Origin of the sequence: Mesorhizobium sp. L-2-11 (assembly GCF_016756595.1) — a bacterium.
Taxonomy (GTDB): domain Bacteria; phylum Pseudomonadota; class Alphaproteobacteria; order Rhizobiales; family Rhizobiaceae; genus Mesorhizobium.
In genome coordinates this window covers 5,368,203-5,386,846 of the sequence record NZ_AP023257.1, presented here as the reverse complement: position 1 = coordinate 5,386,846, position 18,644 = coordinate 5,368,203, and the positions used below count along the sequence as shown (strand labels likewise).

The following is an 18,644-nucleotide window of genomic DNA, read 5'->3' as shown; positions in this document are numbered from 1 at the left end:
CCCCGTCAAGGCAGGGCGGCGAAACCGTCGGCGAAACCCTTGAGCTCAACCGGGATGCCAATGCCTTCCTCCGGCGTCTGGAAGACGATGAAGGTGGCTGACGTTCCGGTCTTCAGCGTGTCGAGCAGTGGCTTTTCGAGAATGACCTCGGCATAGCAGCCGTCCTGGAAGCAGCGCACGAAATAGGCCCGGCCGATGTCCTTGCCGTCGACATTGAGGCCGAGCCCGTTGGGCAACAGCACGCCGAGCGGCGCCAGCACCCGCAGGATTTCGGCCTTGTTGTCGGCAGTGCGCAGCACGACGACGGAAAGCCCCATCTCGGGACGGTCTTCGGCGACGACGTTCTGCATCATAACGCATTGTTCCGATGTGGCGCCGACCGGCGTGTCGCAGATGATCGACCATGCGCCATGCGTCGTCCGCACCTTGCCGCTTGGCTGCGCGGCATTGGCGTGGCTGACGCCAAACGAGCCAACATAGGACAGGCCGATCCCAGCCAGGCCAACGCCAGACACGGCAGCGAGAAGGATGACCTTCGCCAAGCTTGTCGAAAGCCCCAATCGCGAAACCCCAAGTCTCGAATGCCCAAGTCCCCAAAGCCAAGAGTTCATGACGGCTCCATTGCGAATCACGGCACTTTAAGCCGCGCCAAGGGCAAGTAAAGGATGAGACCACTGCCGGCCTGCCTCGACCAAGGCAATTGTGCGCTTTTCAGTGCCAAATTCGCCCGAATTGCGACGGCCCGGCGGATTTTGCCGAGACACTCCGCCGCTCGGACATTCGCGGGTACGCCACCGCCGCGGCCGCCGCCACAAGGCGCAGCTGCGCTTGCGCGCAAAAATGCCGCACGGTTTCGCCCGCTCCTTTCTTGCAGAGGCAAATAGAGTATGGTTTGAACCAGCCTCGGGACTTTCCGGGATTCCCGTCCCGGCGTTGTTCGATATCCTTGCGGTCCGATCGCGAGGAACTGGGAGATAATGACGGCAATGAGAAAATTCCTAGCAGGCGCCAAATTCCTGGCAAGCGCTGCCGCCACACTGTTCACCGGCGCGTCCGCCCATGCGGCCCAGCCTGCGCCGTGGGAGGTGAGCTTCCAGCCCGCCGCCACCGAGATGATGCGGCAGATCGCCTGGTTCGAGCACTATACGCTGTGGTTCATCGTGCCGATCACCCTCTTCGTGCTCTTTCTCATCGCCTATTGCATCCTGAAGTTCCGCGCCAGCGTCAACCCGATCCCGTCGCGCACCAGCCACAACACGCTGATCGAAGTGATCTGGACTGTTGGGCCGGTCGTCGTCCTGCTCTTGCTCGCCATTCCCTCGTTCCAACTCCTGACCGCGCAATACACGCCGCCGGAGGAAGCCAAGCTGACCGTCAAGGCGACGGGAAACCAGTGGAACTGGGACTACGAATACCAGACCGAAAACACGCTTTCCTTCAACTCGGCGATCCTGGCGGATTCTGACCGCGCCGCGGCCGGCAAGGAGGACCGCGGCGTCTATCCGCGCCTGCTCGCCGTCGACAACGAGATGGTGGTGCCGGTCAACACCATGACCCGCGTGCTGGTGACGGCGGCGGACGTGATCCACGCCTTTGCCATGCCGTCCTTCGGCATCAAGACCGACGCGGTTCCGGGTCGCATCAACGAGGTCTGGTTCAAGGCGGAAAAGGAAGGCCTCTATTACGGCCAGTGCTCGGAGCTCTGCGGCAAGGACCACGCCTATATGCCGATCGCGATCCGCGTCGTCTCCGACGCCCAGTACAAGACCTGGCTGGCAGCAGCCGGCACCGACCTTCCCGGCGCCAACAAGGCGCTGATGGCCGAGGTCGACGGCAAAGACAAGGTAGCGGCCGCCGGCAACTGATGCCGCGACCAGAAAAGATCAGGGAACGGAGCCGAACATGGCAGACGCTGCAGCTCACGACCACGACCACAAGCCATATCATGGCTGGGTCCGGTGGGTGTATTCGACCAATCACAAGGATATCGGTACGCTCTATCTGATCTTCGCGATCATGGCGGGCTGCGTCGGCGGCGCCCTTTCGGTCGTCATGCGCATGGAACTGCAAGAGCCGGGGATCCAGATTTTCACCGGCCTGGCGCAGATGGTCTACGGCTTGAATGCCGACGCCGCGCTCGACGGCGGCAAGAGCATGTACAACGCCTTCACCACCGCCCATGCGCTCATCATGATCTTCTTCATGGTCATGCCTGCGCTGATCGGCGGCTTCGCCAACTGGATGGTGCCGATCATGATCGGCGCGCCCGACATGGCATTCCCGCGCATGAACAACGTCTCGTTCTGGTTGCTGCCACCGGCTTTCATCCTGCTGATCATCTCGGCCTTCGTGCCGAGCGCGCCTGGCGCCTACGGCGTCGGCGGCGGCTGGACGATCTATCCGCCGCTATCGACCTCGGGCCAGCCGGGACCGGCAATGGATCTTGCGATCCTGTCGCTGCACATCGCCGGCGCCTCGTCGATCCTCGGCGCCATTAATTTCATCACCACCATCTTCAACATGCGCGCGCCTGGCATGACGCTGCACAAGATGCCGCTGTTCGCCTGGTCGGTGCTGATCACCGCTTTCCTGCTGCTGTTGTCGCTTCCGGTCCTGGCCGGCGGCATCACCATGCTTCTGACCGATCGCAATTTCGGCACCACCTTCTTCGCGCCCGATGGCGGCGGTGACCCGATCCTGTTCCAGCACCTGTTCTGGTTTTTCGGCCATCCGGAAGTCTACATCCTGATCCTGCCGGGCTTCGGCATCGTCAGCCACATCGTCTCGACTTTTTCGAAGAAGCCTATCTTCGGCTATCTCGGCATGGCCTATGCCATGGTCGCGATCGGCGCGGTCGGCTTCATCGTCTGGGCGCACCACATGTACACGACCGGTCTGTCGCTCGACACGCAGCGCTATTTCGTGTTTGCTACCATGGTTATCGCGGTGCCGACGGGCGTGAAGATATTCTCGTGGATCGCCACCATGTGGGGCGGGTCGATTTCGCTCAAGACCCCGATGCTGTGGGCGATTGGCTTCATCTTCCTGTTCACCGTCGGCGGCGTTACCGGCGTCCAGCTTGCCAATGCCGGTCTCGACCGTCCGCTGCACGACACCTATTACGTGGTTGCGCATTTCCATTATGTGCTGTCGCTGGGCGCGGTCTTTGCAATCTTCGCCGGCTGGTACTACTGGTTCCCGAAGATGACCGGCTACATGTATTCGCCTGTCATCGCCAACACCCACTTCTGGGTCACCTTCGTCGGCGTCAACCTCGTCTTCTTCCCGCAGCATTTCCTCGGCCTCTCCGGCATGCCGCGCCGCTACATCGACTATCCGGATGCGTTTGCCGGCTGGAACATGGTGTCGTCCTACGGCTCGTATATTTCGGCCGTCGGCGTGGTTATCTTCCTTTATGGCGTGTTCGAGGCCTTCCAGAAGAAGCGGGTTGCCGGCGCCAATCCATGGGGCGAGGGTGCGACGACGCTTGAATGGCAGCTGTCTTCGCCGCCGCCCTTCCACCAGTGGGAGCAACTGCCGAAGATCAAATAGGCTTCTGCTTGGGGGAAATACGGAACCGCCAGTTCGCCGGCGGTTTTGGCCAACGGAATGATGGACTTTAAGTACGCATGGCCCTTGTCGACGACACATTGACTGACGAACCGGGCTTTCGCATGTCGGAAGCGACGGCGGGCGATTTCTTCGCCCTGTTGAAGCCGCGCGTCATGTCGCTGGTGGTGTTCACCGCCTTTGTCGGCCTGGTCGCCGCACCTGTGACCATCAATCCGCTTCTGGCGGTGATCGCTATTCTGGCCATTGCCATTGGTGCCGGAGCGTCCGGCGCGCTCAACATGTGGTATGACGCCGACATCGATGCTGTGATGACCAGGACCGCCGGCCGTCCGGTGCCGGCCGGCCGCATTCGGCCAGGCGAGGCGCTGAGTTTCGGCCTGGTGCTGTCGGTGCTGTCGGTGATGACGCTCGGCGTGCTGGTCAACTGGCTGTCGGCCACACTCTTGGCCTTCACCATCTTCTTCTACGCCGTCGTCTACACGATGTGGCTGAAGCGCTGGACGCCGCAGAACATCGTCATCGGCGGTGCTGCCGGCGCCATTCCGCCGGTGATCGGCTGGGCCGCGGTGACCGGAACCGTCAGCCTGGAAAGCGTCGTTCTGTTCCTCATCATCTTTTTATGGACGCCGCCGCATTTCTGGGCGCTCGCCCTGTTCAAGTCCGAGGACTATGCCAGGGCCGGCATCCCGATGATGCCGAATGTCGCCGGCCAGGCTTCGACCCGACGCCAGATCTTTGGCTACGCGCTGATCCTTGCGCCGGTTGGCGTGCTGCCATGGCTGCTCGGTTTCACCACGCCCGCCTATGGCGTCTTTGCGGTGCTGCTTGGCGCCGGCTTCGTCTGGTATGCGTGGCAGGTGCTGCGGATGGCGGACGACGACCATGTGATGAAGCCGGCCAAGGCATTGTTCGGCTATTCGCTGCTCTACCTCTTTGCCATTTTCGCCGTCTACCTTGCCGACTGCGTTGTCGGCCGCGTGCTGACCATGGGCGGAGCATGACCATGGTCGACAAGAAGCTTGAACTCGTCACGCTGACCGAGCGCCAGCAGAAGGCCCGGCGCAACCGCTCGGTGGCCATCGGCCTGGCACTGGCCGTGCTTGTCGCCATCTTCTATATCGCGACCGTCGTGAAATTCGGTCACAACCTCACCGGAACGATGTGAGGCTCAGATGAACCGCCAAACCGTGATCCATCCCGAAAAGAAGAACACCAACCGCATCGTCGCCGGCGTCTGCATCGCCTTTTTCGGCGGCATGATCGGCATGGCCTATGCTGCGGTGCCGCTCTACGCGATGTTTTGCCAGGCGACCGGTTACGGCGGCACCGTGAAACGCGCAACGCAGCAATATGCCGACCGCGTGCTCGACCGCGATATCACCATCCGTTTCGACGCCAACACAGCCGGCGTGCCCTGGCAGTTCGGGCCGGTCGCCCGCTCGGTCACCATCAAGATAGGCGAGACGGCGCAGGCGCATTATAGCGCCACCAACAAGTTCGTCCGCGCCACCACCGCCCGCGCCACTTTCAACGTGCAGCCGGAATTTGCGGGATCCTACTTCAACAAGGTCGAGTGTTTCTGCTTTACCGATACGACGCTGAAGCCTGGCGAGACGCTCGACATGCCGGTCGTGTTCTATGTAGATCCCGACATCGTCAATGCGCCGGAATTGAAGGACCTGAAGACGATTACCCTGTCCTACACGATGTTCCCGGTCGAGAAGAACGAGAAGAAGAAGCCGGTCGTGTCTTCGGCGCCGGCCGAAGGCACAAGCAACAAAGTTTCACATACCGAACGAAGCCTCGGGGGTTGATATGGCAGACGCGCACGCAAAACCACAACATGACTACCATCTCGTCGACCCGAGCCCGTGGCCTTTCCTCGGCTCCGTCGGCGCGTTGGTCACCGCGATCGGCGGCGTCTGTTACATGCAGTATCTCAAGGGCAGCGAATTCACGATGTTCGGCTTCAACATCGCCAATCCGTGGCTGTTCTTCATCGGCCTCTTGATCGTCATTTACACCATGTACGCCTGGTGGTCGGACACCATCAAGGAAGCGCATGAAGGCCACCACACGCGTGTCGTGTCGCTGCATCTGCGCTACGGCATGATCATGTTCATCGCCTCCGAGGTGATGTTCTTCGTCGCCTGGTTCTGGGCTTTCTTCGACGCCAGCCTGTTTCCCGGCGAGGCACAGCAATATGCCCGCGCCGCCTTCACCGGCGGTGTCTGGCCGCCGAAGGGCGTTGAGGTCCTCGACCCCTTCCACCTGCCGCTCTACAACACCGTCATCCTGCTTCTGTCGGGCACCACGGTGACCTGGGCGCACCACGCGCTGCTTCATGGCGATCGCAAGGGGCTGATCAACGGTCTGGTGCTGACCGTCGGTCTCGGCATCCTGTTCACCATGGTGCAGGCTTATGAATACATGCACGCGCCGTTCGGCTTCAGGGATTCGATCTACGGCGCCACTTTCTTCATGGCGACCGGCTTCCACGGCTTCCACGTCATCATCGGCACCATCTTCCTGCTGGTCTGCCTGGTCCGCGCGATGAAGGGCGATTTCACGCCCAAGCACCATTTCGGCTTCGAGGCCGCCGCCTGGTACTGGCACTTCGTCGACGTGGTCTGGCTGTTCCTGTTCGCGTCGATCTATGTCTGGGCCTCGAGCGGCGCGGTCATCGAAGGTCACTGAATCTTCTCGGGGAAATCGATGAGGCGGCTGCGGCGACGTGGCCGCCTTATCTTTTGGGGTGAAGGGCATTAAAGTATCGCAATGCGTGACGACAAGGCGATCTGGCCAGCAATCGATCCGATTTCGGCAGGCCTGCACGGCCGCTGCCCGCGTTGCGGCGAGGGACGACTGTTTTCCGGCTTCCTCACCGTCGGCAAACGCTGCGCCAATTGCGGCCTCGACTATTCCTACGCCGATGCCGGCGACGGTCCGGCGGTGTTCGTCATCCTGATCATCGGCTTCATCGTCGTCGGGCTGGCGCTGTGGATGGATGTGACGCTGAATCCGCCGCTCTGGCTGCATTTCCTGCTGTGGATACCGCTGACGCTGGTGCTTTGCCTGGGCGCGCTCAGGCTGATCAAGGGCGTGCTCCTGACGCTGCAGTACCGCAACAAGGCGGCAGAGGGCAGGCTGGACCTCGGCGAATGAGCACGACATCCGCTTCGATTGCAGGCCGTTCGCGGCCGAAGACGGCATTGCTGCTTGGCCTCGGCCTCGTGCTGTTCTTCTTCCTGCTGGCGCTCGGCACCTGGCAGCTCCAGCGCCTGTACTGGAAAGAGGATCTTCTCCAGACAATCGACCGGCGCACGCACTCAGCGCCCGTGCCGTTGGCCGAGGTCGAAAAGCGGTTTGCCGCCAGCGGCGATGTGGATTACATGCCGGTGACGGCATCAGGCACGTTCCTGCATCAAGGCGAGCGACATTTCTTCGCGACCTGGGAAGGCCAGTCCGGTTTCGATGTCTTCACGCCCTTGCATCTGGAGGACGGCCGCTTCGTTCTGATCAATCGCGGCTTCGTGCCGTACGATCTCAAGGACGCGGCCAAGCGCCCGCAAAGCCAGGGTGCGGGCCAGGTGACGGTGACGGGGCTCGCCCGCAATCCGCTGCCGGCAAAGCCCTCGATGATGCTTCCCGACAATGATCCGCGGAAAAATATCTTCTACTGGAAGGATCGCGACGCCATGGCGGCCAGCGCCGGCCTGCCGGCCGGCGCTGGGCTGGTGCCATTCTTTATCGACGCGAATGCTGCGCCGAACCCGGGTGGACTGCCGGTCGGGGGCGTTACAATCATCGACCTGCCGAACAGCCATTTGCAATATGCCGTAACCTGGTTCAGCCTTGCCGCCGCCCTTGCCGGCGTCCTCATCTTCAGGCTTCGCCGCGCGGCGAAAGACGCATCGGCCCGAAAATCGGAATCGATTTTCGGAAAGCACGATGCGTAGATTGAAAGTGTTAGAGCGTACTTTGTGCGTCCAAATGGACGCACGTCGCTCTAATGATCGGCACCGGCGCTCTTGACAGGCAGGGGTGCGCACCTCATTTCGCGCCTTGAGTTCCAGACTTGAGTTCACGCTACGACCAACCGGCCGGGAATCATGCTTCACACGACCACAAAGCCACCGCTGACGATAAGGCTCTGCCAGCCGCGCGGCTTCTGCGCCGGCGTCGACCGCGCCATCCAGATCGTCGTGCTGGCGCTGAAGAAATACGGCGCGCCGGTCTATGTTCGCCACGAGATCGTGCACAATCGCTACGTCGTCGAGGGGCTGCAAAGCCTCGGTGCGGTGTTCATCGAGGAACTCTCCGAGATACCAGCTGAGCATCGTCAGAGCCCGGTCGTCTTTTCGGCGCATGGCGTGCCGAAGTCGGTGCCGGCGGACGCCCAGGCGCGCAACCTCTTCTATCTCGACGCCACCTGCCCGCTGGTGTCGAAGGTTCACAAGCAGGCAATGCGCCATCAGCGGCTCGGCCGCCATGTGCTTCTGATCGGCCATGCCGGCCACCCGGAAGTGATCGGCACGATGGGGCAGTTGCCGGACGGCGCCGTCACCTTGATCGAGACCGAAGCCGACGCCGCGAATTTGGTGCCCGCCGACCCGCAGGCGCTCGGGTTCGTCACCCAGACGACGCTGTCGGTCGAGGACACCGCCGGCATCATTCGGGTGCTTAAGGACCGTTTTCCCGATTTGCATGCGGCGGCAGCGGAATCGATCTGCTACGCCACCACCAATCGCCAGGAAGCGGTAAAGGAGACCGCCGCGGGTGCCGATCTCTTCCTGATCGTCGGCGCTCCCAACTCCTCAAATTCGCGGCGTCTTGTCGAAGTGGCCGAACGCGCCGGCGCCTCGATGTCGCTTCTGGTGCAGCGCGCCTCAGAGATTCCATGGACCGACATCGCCGGCATCTCGACGCTCGGTCTGTCGGCAGGTGCCTCGGCGCCGGAAATCATCGTCGACGAGATCATCGATGCGTTCCGGCAGCGCTTCGACGTAACCATCGAGCTGGCGGTGACGGCGACGGAAACCGAGGATTTTCCGGTGATGCGGGTGCTGCGCGACGTCAAGCTGACGGCGGCCGACATGGCTTTCGTCAACGGGGCCGCGTAAGGTTCATGGCGGTTTACACCGACGTCAGCGAAGGCGATCTCGGCGCTTTCCTCGAGGCCTATCCAGTCGGCGATCTCCTGTCCTACAAGGGCATCGCCGAAGGCACCGAGAACTCTAATTTCCTGCTGCACACGACCAGCGGCTCCTACATACTGACGCTCTACGAAAAGCGCGTCGACAAGGCCGACCTGCCGTTCTTCCTCGGCCTCATGAGCCATCTCGCCAGGAAGGGCATTTCCTGCCCGCTTCCGGTGACCGCGCATGACGGCGACGTCATCGGAACACTTGCCGGCCGGCCGGCGGTCATCATCACCTTCCTCGAAGGCGTTTCACTGCGGCGGCCGACATCAGCGCATTGCGGCGAGGTCGGCAAGGCGCTGGCGGCGCTGCATCTGGCCGGCGCCGACTTTCCGATGACCCGTCCGAATGCCCTTGCCATCGATGGCTGGCGCAAGCTGTGGAGCGCCTCTCGCCTTCGCGCCGACGAGGTCGAGCCGGGACTGGCGGCCGAGGTCGATGCCGACTTCGCCGATTTTGAGCGGAGCTGGCCGAACGGCCTGCCGGAAGGCATCATCCATGCCGATCTTTTCCCGGACAATGTCTTCTTCCTCGGCGAGAAACTGTCGGGGCTGATCGACTTCTATTTCGCCTGCAACGATCTGTACGCCTATGATGTCGCTACCTGCCTCAATGCCTGGTGCTTCGAGAAGGATTTTTCCTTCAACCTGACCAAGGGCACGGCGCTGCTTGCCGGCTACCAAAGCGTGCGGCCCTTGAGCGGCGAAGAGAAAGCTGCGCTGCCGATGCTGGCGCGCGGCTCGGCATTGCGCTTCATGCTGACCCGGCTTTACGACTGGCTGACCATTGCCAACGGCGGGCTGGTCGTGAAACGCGACCCGACCGAATATATCAGGCGCATGCGTTTCCACCGAGCGATCAAATCTCCTTCCGAATACGGGCTGACATGACCAAGCGCGTTGAAATCTTCACCGATGGTGCCTGTTCGGGCAATCCGGGGCCTGGCGGCTGGGGGGCGGTCCTGCGCTTCAACGGCGTCACCAAAGAACTGTCGGGCGGCGAGGCTGCTACCACCAACAACCGCATGGAACTTTTGGCCGCCATCTCGGCGCTCAATGCGCTGAAAGAACCCTGTGCCGTCGATCTTTATACCGACAGCAACTATGTCAAGGACGGCATTTTCAGCTGGATCGACGGCTGGAAGCGCAACGGCTGGAAGACCGCTGCCAGGCAACCGGTGAAGAATGCCGAACTGTGGCAGGCGCTCGACGAGGCGCGCAACCGTCATCAGGTGATCTGGCACTGGGTCAAGGGCCACGCCGGCCATCCGGAGAACGAGCGTGCCGACGAGCTGGCGCGGCTCGGCATGGCGCCGTTCAAGAAAGGCTCCGTCAAGACCGCGACGCCGAAGCCAGGTCCGCAGTCGAAGCAGCCGGCGATCGCAAAGCCACGGCGCTCGACCCAGAGTTATTGAATTCCCGCTCTGGGTCCGCTCTCTGGCAGGAAGACCTATCATGCCGATCGCATACTACATCACGCATCCCCAGGTTCGGATCGATGCCAATGTTCCAGTGCCAGAGTGGGGGCTATCCGACATCGGGCGAGCGAGAACGTCTGCAATGCTCGATCAGCCGTGGGTTCGGTCGATCCGGCGTATCGTGTCATCGGGTGAACGCAAGGCGATAGAAACCGCCGAGATACTCGGAAGGCATCTCCGCCTTGAGGTCGAGGTGAGGGAACGGATGCATGAGAATGACCGATCGGCAACCGGTTTCCTGCCGCCTGGGGAGTTCGAAGCGGTCGCGGACCAATTCTTCGCCAATCCATACAGCAGCATTCGCGGATGGGAGCGGGCAATCGATGCTCAGCATCGTATTCTGAGCGAGGTAGACACTGTGCTCGGCACAGATGACGCCGCCGACGTTGCTTTCGTGGGCCACGGAGGTGTCGGAACGCTTCTGCTGCTTTCTCTCGGCGGGCGGGAGATCAGCCGCGAGGCGGATCAGCCAGCGGACGGCGGGAACTATTTCGCGTACGATATCCGCGCGCGTCGCGTTGTCCACGGATGGCGGCCGATCGACAGGCTGGCGCAGCTCCGCGACGATTAATTGGCTAACGGATCAGCAGCGCCGTGCCGAAAAGTCCGAGCGCGAACACAGTATGCGACACGAGGTTGAGGGCGCGGATCTGCATCGGGTTGGGGCGCTTTGACGCGGCCCAGCCGGCGCCCATGCCGGGCGCCAGCAGGAACCATCCGGCGCCTACGGTGACGATGCCGAGGATGAAGGCGGGCAGGAAAGTCGGCGCGGCCAGCCACGCTGCTCCCGCCAAAACGGCCAGAATGATGCCGTAGATGATGCCGACAAAATAGTGGAAGGCCCAGCCCAGCGCCGATTCATGCGCATAGGGTGCTGCCTCGCCGATATCGTCATGGAAGACCTTGCCGTCCCTCAGGTGCCAGACCCAGCGACCGACCAGTCCCCAGTTCGGTCGCGGCTGAGCAAACACCGTGTTCAGGAAAATCGCCCAGAGGTCCATGAGCGCCGTGGCGCCAATGCCGATTGCCACAGCGCGCCAGAAGTGGTCGAACATCATTGAGGTCCCCCAAAGCAGGTAATTCCCGAACAGCTAGCGCACGCCCGAAACCGGTTTGTTGGGATCGTGCGGCTCAGAAGTTTGGATCGTTCTTTGCACGCCCAATTGGACGCGCAACTGCCCAAACAAGTGTGATCGTCAGGCCAAAGGAGCGTGAAACCTCGGCCTATGCTGTCGCCAAAGCGGAAAGCTGTCCGAGAATGTGAGCAGCACCGGATTCATCGACGCCGGGCTTTGTCTCGACATTGAGCGCGGTGACCTTGCCGTCGTCGACGATCATCGAAAACCGCTTCGAGCGCAGCCCCATGCCACCGCCGGAAAGGTCGGCGTCGAGACCGATCGACTTGACGAAATCGCCATTGCCGTCGGCAAGATAGAGGATCTTGCCTTCACCGCCGCTGAAGCGCGCCCAGGCGCCCATCACGTGGACATCGTTGACGGCGACGACGGCGATGGTGTCGACGCCGCGCGCCAGGATGGCGTCGAAATTGTCCAGATAGCCAGGCAGATGGTTGTTGGAGCAGGTCGGCGTGAAAGCGCCGGGAACAGCGAACAGCACCACCTTCCTTCCCGAGAAGATCTCGGCCGTCGTGATCGCTTTTGCGCCGTCGGCAGTCATCGTCTTGAACGTCGCTTGGGGCAGCTTGTCGCCAACGGCAATCATCATCGTGGTCCTCGTTTGACTCATGGAAGGGAGTGTCCTTGCGATAGCGAATTCAGCCGTTCCCCGCAACTGTCGGGGAGGCTGGAGCAAAGGACGTTCGACCTGAACATCCTTTGCTCGGAATCAAGGGAACGGCAGCAGGCCTTCGACGGCGCCGGCCGCAGTTGTCAGCGTGTAGTAGAGTCCGCCATCTGTCGGCGTCGACGTCGGCCTGTCGAGGATCTGCACGGTAAACACCAGCTTGCCGTCCTTTTCGCTGCGGGCCGGCACGCCGAACATGTAGCCGAACTCACCGGCGACGAAGAAATCCGCTGCTTTGGCATTGCCCGGAAAGCTCGCCTCGACAATCAGTGTCTCGCGGTCGCCCGGCAGGATATTGACGCCGAAATCGGGATTTGCGGGAGCAGGCAGCGTTGCAAGGGCCGCCTTCACCAAAGCGGCGTCTTCGACATTGTCCGGATCAGAGCTCGGATCGATGGTCAGCTTTGTTTGCACCGGGATGCAGATCGTCTCACAAATTCCGAGAAAGATATCGGCATCGATGACGGCCGGCTCGTTCGGCGCCGACAGCGTGAACGTTACCGGCAGCGAAACCGGATGGTCGTAGCCGGCCCATTTGCCGGAGCCGTCGTCGTGGCGCTGGGGTGGCGGAAACGAAAACGTCGCGTTGGCAATGTTGGTGCTGGCCGAGATATCGATTTGCGGCGGCACGCCCGCGTCGCCCGGATCGCGCCAGTAGGTTTTCCAGCCAGGCTTGAGCGCAATATCGAGGACGCCATGGATGCGCCCGGCTGTGTCGGGCTTGCCGCTGGTCACAAGGCGTACTTTGCCGCCCTCGCTGTCGTACCAGATCGACGAGGTGGCTGCGGCGGGAAGGCCGCTCCCACATCCAACAGCGGCGCTGAGCGCAAGGACTTTCAAGCTTTGCATGGCGGTGATTTGAGCGTCCGTTCGTGGCTGCGCAATGATTTCATGGCGTCGCTGCTATCATATTTGCGTGACCTCGGGCACAGCTTTGCGTGCCTTAGATGCACATCTGCGACCAAATCGCGCGCGGCGCATCTTTTCGGCGCTCCAGAAACGCGTTACGCTCTCCCTCATGGACTTGTTGCGCCACAAGAAGATGGCTGCGGGACGCGGCTTTCTCGACGACCAGTTCCTGATTGCCATGCCCGGCATGAAGGACGACCGCTTCACGCGCTCCGTCATCTATATTTGCGCGCACAGCGACGAAGGCGCGATGGGCCTGGTCATCAACCAGACACAGCAGATGCTGTTTCCGGATCTTCTCGTGCAGCTCGGCATCATGAACGAACAGGAGGCGATCCGCTTGCCTGCGCAGGCCCGCGACTTCGTCGTCCGCAACGGCGGACCGGTGGACCGCAGCCGCGGCTTCGTTCTGCATTCGGGCGACTACCGCGTGGAATCGTCGCTGGCCGTCTCCGACGACATTTGCCTGACCGCGACCGTCGACATATTGCGCGCCATTTCGTCGGGCCGCGGGCCCCGGCACGCGCTGATGGCGCTCGGCTATTCGGGCTGGGGCGCCGGTCAGCTGGAAAGCGAAATCGCCGAGAACGGTTGGCTGACCTGCCCGGCCAATGCGGAGCTTCTGTTCGATACCGACATCGAGCGCAAATACGACCGGATACTCGCTTCGATCGGTATCGACCTCGCGCATCTCAGCCTGGCCGCCGGTCACGCCTAGAGGTGAACCCTATCCGACCGCGACGCCCGCCTGGGTGGAATCCTGCTGTCTGCTAAATGCTTGTCGCGCAAAAAGCATGCCCTCGGGCCTGACCCCGAGGGTGCGCAGCGGATTTGCGATAGCGACATGCATAAAACAACGACCTGAAGCGTGTCACGTGAGGCCGATCAATCGCGACGCGCTTAGAGGTGAAAACCCGATACCTGGCTGATTACCGCCGCATTGCCGTCGCCAGCCGTTTGCCCAGATCGTAGACGAGATTCTCGAAACCGGCTGTCCAGGACAGGTCAGCCTCTTTCACGCGGGTTTCGACATCGCTGTATTTGCCGATGCGGGCTTCCAGGAAGGAGCGCAGGCGCTGGTGAAACTGGCCGACGGTGAGCTGTTTTCCCTCGGCCTTGAAGATCGCAATGTTGAAGCGTGCCGCCTTGGGGAAGATTTTGCTGGCCGTGGCATTGGGCTTCTCATCGGCATTCGACAGGAGCGCTGCTGCCCCGTTGGTGCCAAGAAAATGGGGGAGGTAGAGATCCTTTTCATCCATGGCCTTCTCAAGACGAGCTTCGATGCGTTGCTTGGCCGCGAGAAGGTTCTTGGCCGCAAGTGCCGCCGACAGATAGGGATCGCGCCTGAATTCAAGGATGCGCTGTTCTTCGGCCTTGTCCTCGACGAAATGGTATTCGCGTTTGCCCTCAGGGCGGGTCCGGATCAGTTCCGCTTCGTCGCCCAGGCCGAATTCTGCACCGTACTTCTTCACCGCCTCGAGCCATGTCTGGTCGAGGAATTGCATAAGACCAAGCGCCGACCCTTTAGACGGGCGATTGTTGATGTCGAAGGAGGATTCCTTCTCGGCGATCGCAAAAAGCGTATCGGCAGGAAATTGGGTGTCCTTGGCTGCACGAAGGATTTCGCTGGCGATGTGCTGCGACACCTTGTACTCGCCGAACTCGTGCATCGACATGCCGATGACGATCTGTTCCGCGCCTTCGGATAGGATGGAGACGGTGCCCTTCAGTGCCTGAGCCAGCGTGGGTTCTCCCTCGCGTCCAGAGGTCGATCTGGTGTCTGGATCGATGAAGTCGAACTCGGGCGCGGCCGAGGGGAAACTCAGAGCCGAGAACGGAACAGCAGTGGCAACCGCGGCTTCGGTCACGCCGTTGACCAGGACTCCCGAATAGACCGGCCATGGCAAGACTGCCACTGTCGCCGCCAGGCCAAGCCCCGCGATCCTTTTCGACAAAGGCCGGCCGCCCGAAAGGATAACGGCTCCGCAAGCAAAGAATTCAAATGTTCTTTGGAGTGACGCCAGGTCCCCCTCCGTTCCTTGTCTACCCGCCCAGATACTTTGGGTCAGATCTATTTCCAACGTTGAGCCGCCAACGTCGAAAAAGACAAGAAGAACGGTCAGTGCTTCATTTAACTAGGCATGGATAATGGCGGCACAATGGCCACAGTGCGGCAAAATAATTCGAAATGTAAATCAAATCGAGGGCTGCGTAGCCGATGCGTTGCTTGTGGGCAATCCTTTCGGCTCTCAAACGGCAGACCGGCAGCCAGAGCGCTCCGTCGAATGGCAATACTCTTCACATCAATCAGCTTCGCCGCGTGCAAGGGCGGCCGCCTGTTCCAGGCTCACGCCCTTGACCAGTGGGTCGGCGTGCCGATGCACCAAGCGCCATTCCGCCTCTTCGCGGCGATAGACCAAGGTAACCCGAAGCGGCCAATCCTGGGCCGGCAGACCGCCGACCTCGACGTGCGGGCATTCAATGATCGCGAGGACCACCATGTCTGCGGAACCATAGGCTTGAAGAAGCTCCTGCTCGAAGGTGCCGTTCTTGAAAAAGCGGCCCATCGCCTCGATCCGCTCTGCAGTCAGTTCTGAAGCCCGCGTGGGCTTTCCTCCGAAGGGAGACATCAGCAGGAAGTCCTCGGTATGTGGGAATCACCTCGTAGTACTTCGTTATCTCCCCCCGCATCAGCGCCGAATTTGCTTCCGCAGACCGCTCGACGAGATCGGCAGCCGTCTGGTTTATAGCAGCCTCCTCAAGAGCCTGCGCCAAGGCTTTCGTTAATCTTGCAGTTTGTGACAATGCCACGCCAGCGCTTGCTGCGGCGAGAAGGGAACGTCTTGATACCGGCATGCGGGTGCTCCTGCTTCTGTTTCGGATGTGAAGCGCGCCTTGCGCTACTCCGCTTGCTCAGGAGATCGCACTTCAATGATGCTGAATCCAGTGATATGATTTCATCAATATGCTGAACGGAGTTGACCCAACGCAGACCTCAACCTCCTACCTAGCGACGAGCGCAACGCAGGCCGGGCGGCCGAAAAGTTGAATCTGACGCTTTGGCAGTCAGCCATCGGCTAGGCCGATTGCGTTGCCTTCTTCCTGAAATAGGGGTCGGTACCGGTCCGAGGAACACCAGTCGGCAGAAGGCATCTCAAATCAGCCTGGCCAATCAAACGTCTGGGCAGCTCGGACCATTGCCGCCGTCGCCGGGCTATAGGGCCGGCCCGGAACGCTAGCCAGGGACACCGTGCGTGCCACCGCGGGTTCGATCAGCGGACGCTGCAAAAGTTCAGGCGATGTCACCGAATATTCAGGCATGAAGGCGAAGCCGATCCGCGCCAGCACCATCGATTGGATCCAATCCTCACGCTCGGAACGAAAGCGGGCATAAAGGCTGACGTTTCTTTCCTGGCACACACCCATCACCAGGTCCCGCATTTCGCAGGACAGACGATCGACATAGGGTTCTTGAGAGAGATCGACCAACTTGATTGCATTGAGGCTCGCAAGCCGGTGATCCGGCGCGAATACGACGACGTAACGCTCGCTGTAGAGATCATGGACGCGGAACGCCGCTCCCAATCCCTCCAGCGGATTGAGAACGGCAACATCGAGATCGCCTTGCTCAAGCCTGTTTTTCAGTTCCTGAACGCTCGCCTCGCTAACTTCAAGCTCGACGCCATGATAATCGCGCTGGAACTTTGCGAGAAACCGGGCGAGTTTCACATGGCCGATGGTCGACATGACGCCGAGGCGGATCGGCACCTGGTTGAGCAGCCTGAAATTGTCGGCGAGCGTTCTGGTTGCGTGGGCCTCCTGCATGATCTGCTGAAGATGCGGCAGAATGGAGCGCCCGAACTCACTCAGGAGGACGCGCTTTCCCTCGCGGTGGAACAAGGGCGCGCCAAGCTCATCCTCGAGCGTCTTGACCGCTTTGGTGAGCGCCGGTTGAGACACATTGCATTCGGTAGCAGCCTTGGTGAAGTTCAGCATCTTCGCGGCGGCAAGCACGTAGCGGACCTGAAACATCTCCATGGCGAGCCCTCCCGAGGCGGTTCCACGAAACGACATTATAGTCCTTTCATCGATAACTGTCGGCTATCGATCGATAGAATAAATGTCGTTCTCTTTCGCCCGCCGTTGCATTCAACTCCGGTAGTCACTGTTCACAGAAGGAGATCTGGAAATGACCGTCTACATGGTGGAACGCGATCTCAAGGGCATCAGCATGGAAGCTCTGGGAGATGCGCAGAAGGCGGCGATCAGCAAAGCCGCCGAGATGACCTCCAACGGCACCGACATCAGCTACCTGCGCTCGACCTTCGCACCGGAGGACGGGCGCTGCATGTGCCTGTTTGACGCTAATTCCGATGTCGACGTGAAGCGTCTAAACGACGATGCGGGGCTGCCCTATCACAGAATCGTGCCGGCGCTCGATCTTACCCCATAGGGCTGGCGCGACCGGGCTCGCGATGGCTATCCGGGCCCGGTGTTCTTGCGGAGTAATGCAGCGCGTCAGTTTGAATCTTTGGAACGACGGAAGGGCCAAGACGTTCGTGCTGCATCCGCCAGCCACACGCGTTGCCAGGAGAGTCGGAGCATGTTTGGCAATTCGGGCACCCTTCCTCTGCCTCGCCCGCTTGAGCGTCGTGTGGATACTCTTGCGCAGTCGTTCATGCGCCAGCGGCTCGGATCGCGGATGGACTTCTCGACCCCGCAGGGCGAGCCGGCGCTGTTGCCGCCCAACTCGGTGTCGTGGCGTATTTTCAAGAACCCGGTTGCGCTGTTCATCGGCGGGGCTACGGCGGTGCTGCTCGAATTGGCAGAGCCGCGAGTTCGCGACGCCATTTGGCAGCACAGCACATTCCGCTCCGACGCGCTCCGACGACTACAGCGCACTGGCCTCGCCGCCCTGGTCACGGTCTACGGTCCCCGGACCAAGGCCAAGGCCATGATTGAAGGCGTGGTCAGGATGCATGGGCGCGTTTCAGGCCAAACAAGCGAAGGTGAGCCATACCACGCCACCGACCCGGAGTTGCTGGACTGGGTGCAGGCGACGGCTGGGTTTGGTTTCATGGAGGCCTATCACGTCTATGTGCATCGTCTGCATTTTTTCGAACGGGATGCGATGTTCGCCGAGTCTCGCCCCGTCGCGCTGCTCTATGGTGCGACCGGCGCGCCCACGTCTCAGGCCGAACTTTACGGGCTGTTCGACGTGATGAGGCAAAGACTCGTCGCGTCGCCGATCGTCCTGGAATTCCTGCAGATCATGGAAGACGTTCCCGCCTTGCCGGAAGTGGCTCGGCCGCTTCAGCGGCCATTTCTGAAGGCGGCTGTCGAGATCCTGCCCCGCTGGGTCCGCAAGCGGTTGGCACTCGGCGACCGCTGGACGTTAAAGCCGTGGGAGCGCGCTTTTGTGAAGACGACGGCTGCAATCTGCGAGAGCATGGTGCTCCCTTCATCTCCGGCCGTCCAGTCGTGCCGTCGCCTCGGCCTTCCCGAGAACTATCTCTATCGCCGACAGAAGGCACCCAGAACACGAGCGTCCGGCCGCGATCATGCGGGTCATCAGTTTGATGCCCGCACAACGGAAAGCGACGGGTCGAACGTGCGGCAATGGCCGCCCTAAGCCCGAAAGCGACGATCAGCGGCGTCGAAATTTCTTGTCATTTCCACTT

22 protein-coding genes are annotated in these 18,644 nt (G+C 61.2%); 15 read left to right on the top strand and 7 right to left on the bottom strand.

Going from position 1 to position 18,644, the window contains the following annotated elements; genetic code table 11:
- Window positions 1-5: 5 nt before the first annotated feature.
- Window positions 6-611 (bottom strand): invasion associated locus B family protein, encoded by a 606-nt coding sequence (locus JG739_RS25710; protein ID WP_202363970.1) that lies wholly within the window; start codon window positions 609-611, stop codon window positions 6-8.
- A 375-nt stretch (window positions 612-986) separates the two neighbouring features.
- Here JG739_RS25710 and coxB point away from each other — a divergent pair, with 375 nt between their 5' ends.
- From coxB to JG739_RS25650, 12 genes are all read left to right on the top strand, one after another.
- Window positions 987-1,865 (top strand): cytochrome c oxidase subunit II, encoded by an 879-nt coding sequence (coxB, locus tag JG739_RS25705; protein WP_202363969.1) that lies wholly within the window; start codon window positions 987-989, stop codon window positions 1,863-1,865.
- Between the two features lie 37 nt (window positions 1,866-1,902).
- The gene (ctaD, locus tag JG739_RS25700) at window positions 1,903-3,552 is read left to right on the top strand and encodes a cytochrome c oxidase subunit I (protein WP_202363968.1); all 1,650 of its coding nucleotides are present in this window, start codon (window positions 1,903-1,905) and stop codon (window positions 3,550-3,552) included.
- Window positions 3,553-3,629: 77 nt separating this feature from the next.
- Window positions 3,630-4,574 (top strand): heme o synthase, encoded by a 945-nt coding sequence (locus JG739_RS25695; protein ID WP_202363967.1) that lies wholly within the window; start codon window positions 3,630-3,632, stop codon window positions 4,572-4,574.
- Window positions 4,575-4,576: 2 nt separating this feature from the next.
- Window positions 4,577-4,738 (top strand): hypothetical protein, encoded by a 162-nt coding sequence (locus JG739_RS25690; RefSeq protein ID WP_202367727.1) that lies wholly within the window; start codon window positions 4,577-4,579, stop codon window positions 4,736-4,738.
- A gap of 7 nt (window positions 4,739-4,745) precedes the next feature.
- Window positions 4,746-5,387, top strand: coding sequence for a cytochrome c oxidase assembly protein (locus JG739_RS25685; RefSeq protein ID WP_202363966.1), 642 nt, complete (start codon window positions 4,746-4,748; stop codon window positions 5,385-5,387).
- A 1-nt stretch (window position 5,388) separates the two neighbouring features.
- Window positions 5,389-6,270 carry a cytochrome c oxidase subunit 3 gene (locus tag JG739_RS25680; RefSeq protein ID WP_202363965.1) on the top strand — a complete coding sequence of 294 codons (882 nt, stop codon included), beginning with the start codon at window positions 5,389-5,391 and terminating at the stop codon, window positions 6,268-6,270.
- An 81-nt stretch (window positions 6,271-6,351) separates the two neighbouring features.
- A complete protein-coding gene (locus JG739_RS25675) occupies window positions 6,352-6,738 on the top strand; it encodes a DUF983 domain-containing protein (RefSeq protein WP_202363964.1) in 387 nt (128 codons plus the stop codon).
- The gene (locus JG739_RS25670; RefSeq protein ID WP_202363963.1) at window positions 6,735-7,532 is read left to right on the top strand and encodes an SURF1 family protein; all 798 of its coding nucleotides are present in this window, start codon (window positions 6,735-6,737) and stop codon (window positions 7,530-7,532) included. Before JG739_RS25675 ends, JG739_RS25670 begins: the two co-directional genes overlap by 4 nt.
- A gap of 153 nt (window positions 7,533-7,685) precedes the next feature.
- Entirely contained in the window at window positions 7,686-8,696 is a 1,011-nt protein-coding gene (gene ispH / locus JG739_RS25665) for a 4-hydroxy-3-methylbut-2-enyl diphosphate reductase (RefSeq protein WP_202363962.1), read from the top strand.
- Window positions 8,697-8,701: 5 nt separating this feature from the next.
- On the top strand, window positions 8,702-9,664 hold the full coding sequence (locus JG739_RS25660; RefSeq protein ID WP_202363961.1) for a homoserine kinase: 963 nt from the start codon (window positions 8,702-8,704) through the stop codon (window positions 9,662-9,664).
- Window positions 9,661-10,188 carry a ribonuclease HI gene (gene rnhA, locus JG739_RS25655; RefSeq protein WP_202363960.1) on the top strand — a complete coding sequence of 176 codons (528 nt, stop codon included), beginning with the start codon at window positions 9,661-9,663 and terminating at the stop codon, window positions 10,186-10,188. Before JG739_RS25660 ends, rnhA begins: the two co-directional genes overlap by 4 nt.
- Window positions 10,189-10,228: 40 nt before the next feature.
- On the top strand, window positions 10,229-10,822 hold the full coding sequence (locus JG739_RS25650) for a histidine phosphatase family protein (RefSeq protein WP_202363959.1): 594 nt from the start codon (window positions 10,229-10,231) through the stop codon (window positions 10,820-10,822).
- A gap of 4 nt (window positions 10,823-10,826) precedes the next feature.
- Here JG739_RS25650 and JG739_RS25645 read toward each other — a convergent pair whose 3' ends face one another.
- The 3 genes from JG739_RS25645 to JG739_RS25635 all read right to left on the bottom strand — a co-directional run bounded on the left by JG739_RS25645 (window position 10,827) and on the right by JG739_RS25635 (window position 12,903).
- Window positions 10,827-11,306: a DUF2938 domain-containing protein gene (locus tag JG739_RS25645; protein ID WP_202367636.1), complete on the bottom strand. Its 480-nt coding sequence runs from the start codon at window positions 11,304-11,306 to the stop codon at window positions 10,827-10,829.
- Between the two features lie 169 nt (window positions 11,307-11,475).
- Window positions 11,476-11,976, bottom strand: a complete 501-nt coding sequence (locus JG739_RS25640) for a peroxiredoxin (protein WP_202363958.1) — start codon at window positions 11,974-11,976, stop codon at window positions 11,476-11,478.
- A 120-nt stretch (window positions 11,977-12,096) separates the two neighbouring features.
- Window positions 12,097-12,903, bottom strand: a complete 807-nt coding sequence (locus JG739_RS25635; protein WP_202363957.1) for a protein-disulfide reductase DsbD domain-containing protein — start codon at window positions 12,901-12,903, stop codon at window positions 12,097-12,099.
- A 169-nt stretch (window positions 12,904-13,072) separates the two neighbouring features.
- Here JG739_RS25635 and JG739_RS25630 point away from each other — a divergent pair, with 169 nt between their 5' ends.
- Complete coding sequence (locus JG739_RS25630; RefSeq protein ID WP_023799312.1) at window positions 13,073-13,681, top strand: YqgE/AlgH family protein; 609 nt, start codon at window positions 13,073-13,075, stop codon at window positions 13,679-13,681.
- Window positions 13,682-13,892: 211 nt separating this feature from the next.
- On the opposite strand, the gene JG739_RS25625 is transcribed toward JG739_RS25630, so the two are convergent.
- From JG739_RS25625 to JG739_RS25615, 3 genes are all read right to left on the bottom strand, one after another.
- Window positions 13,893-14,918: a transglycosylase SLT domain-containing protein gene (locus tag JG739_RS25625; protein WP_202363956.1), complete on the bottom strand. Its 1,026-nt coding sequence runs from the start codon at window positions 14,916-14,918 to the stop codon at window positions 13,893-13,895.
- Window positions 14,919-15,266: 348 nt separating this feature from the next.
- Window positions 15,267-15,593, bottom strand: a complete 327-nt coding sequence (locus JG739_RS25620) for a nuclear transport factor 2 family protein (RefSeq protein WP_244749571.1) — start codon at window positions 15,591-15,593, stop codon at window positions 15,267-15,269.
- 529 nt (window positions 15,594-16,122) lie between these two features.
- Complete coding sequence (locus JG739_RS25615; RefSeq protein ID WP_202363955.1) at window positions 16,123-17,001, bottom strand: LysR family transcriptional regulator; 879 nt, start codon at window positions 16,999-17,001, stop codon at window positions 16,123-16,125.
- A gap of 151 nt (window positions 17,002-17,152) precedes the next feature.
- Between JG739_RS25615 and JG739_RS25610 the strand changes: the two genes are divergently transcribed.
- Both JG739_RS25610 and JG739_RS25605 read left to right on the top strand, forming a co-directional pair.
- Complete coding sequence (locus JG739_RS25610; RefSeq protein WP_202363954.1) at window positions 17,153-17,416, top strand: DUF4242 domain-containing protein; 264 nt, start codon at window positions 17,153-17,155, stop codon at window positions 17,414-17,416.
- Between the two features lie 150 nt (window positions 17,417-17,566).
- Window positions 17,567-18,595 carry an oxygenase MpaB family protein gene (locus JG739_RS25605; RefSeq protein ID WP_202363953.1) on the top strand — a complete coding sequence of 343 codons (1,029 nt, stop codon included), beginning with the start codon at window positions 17,567-17,569 and terminating at the stop codon, window positions 18,593-18,595.
- Window positions 18,596-18,644 lie beyond the last annotated feature (49 nt).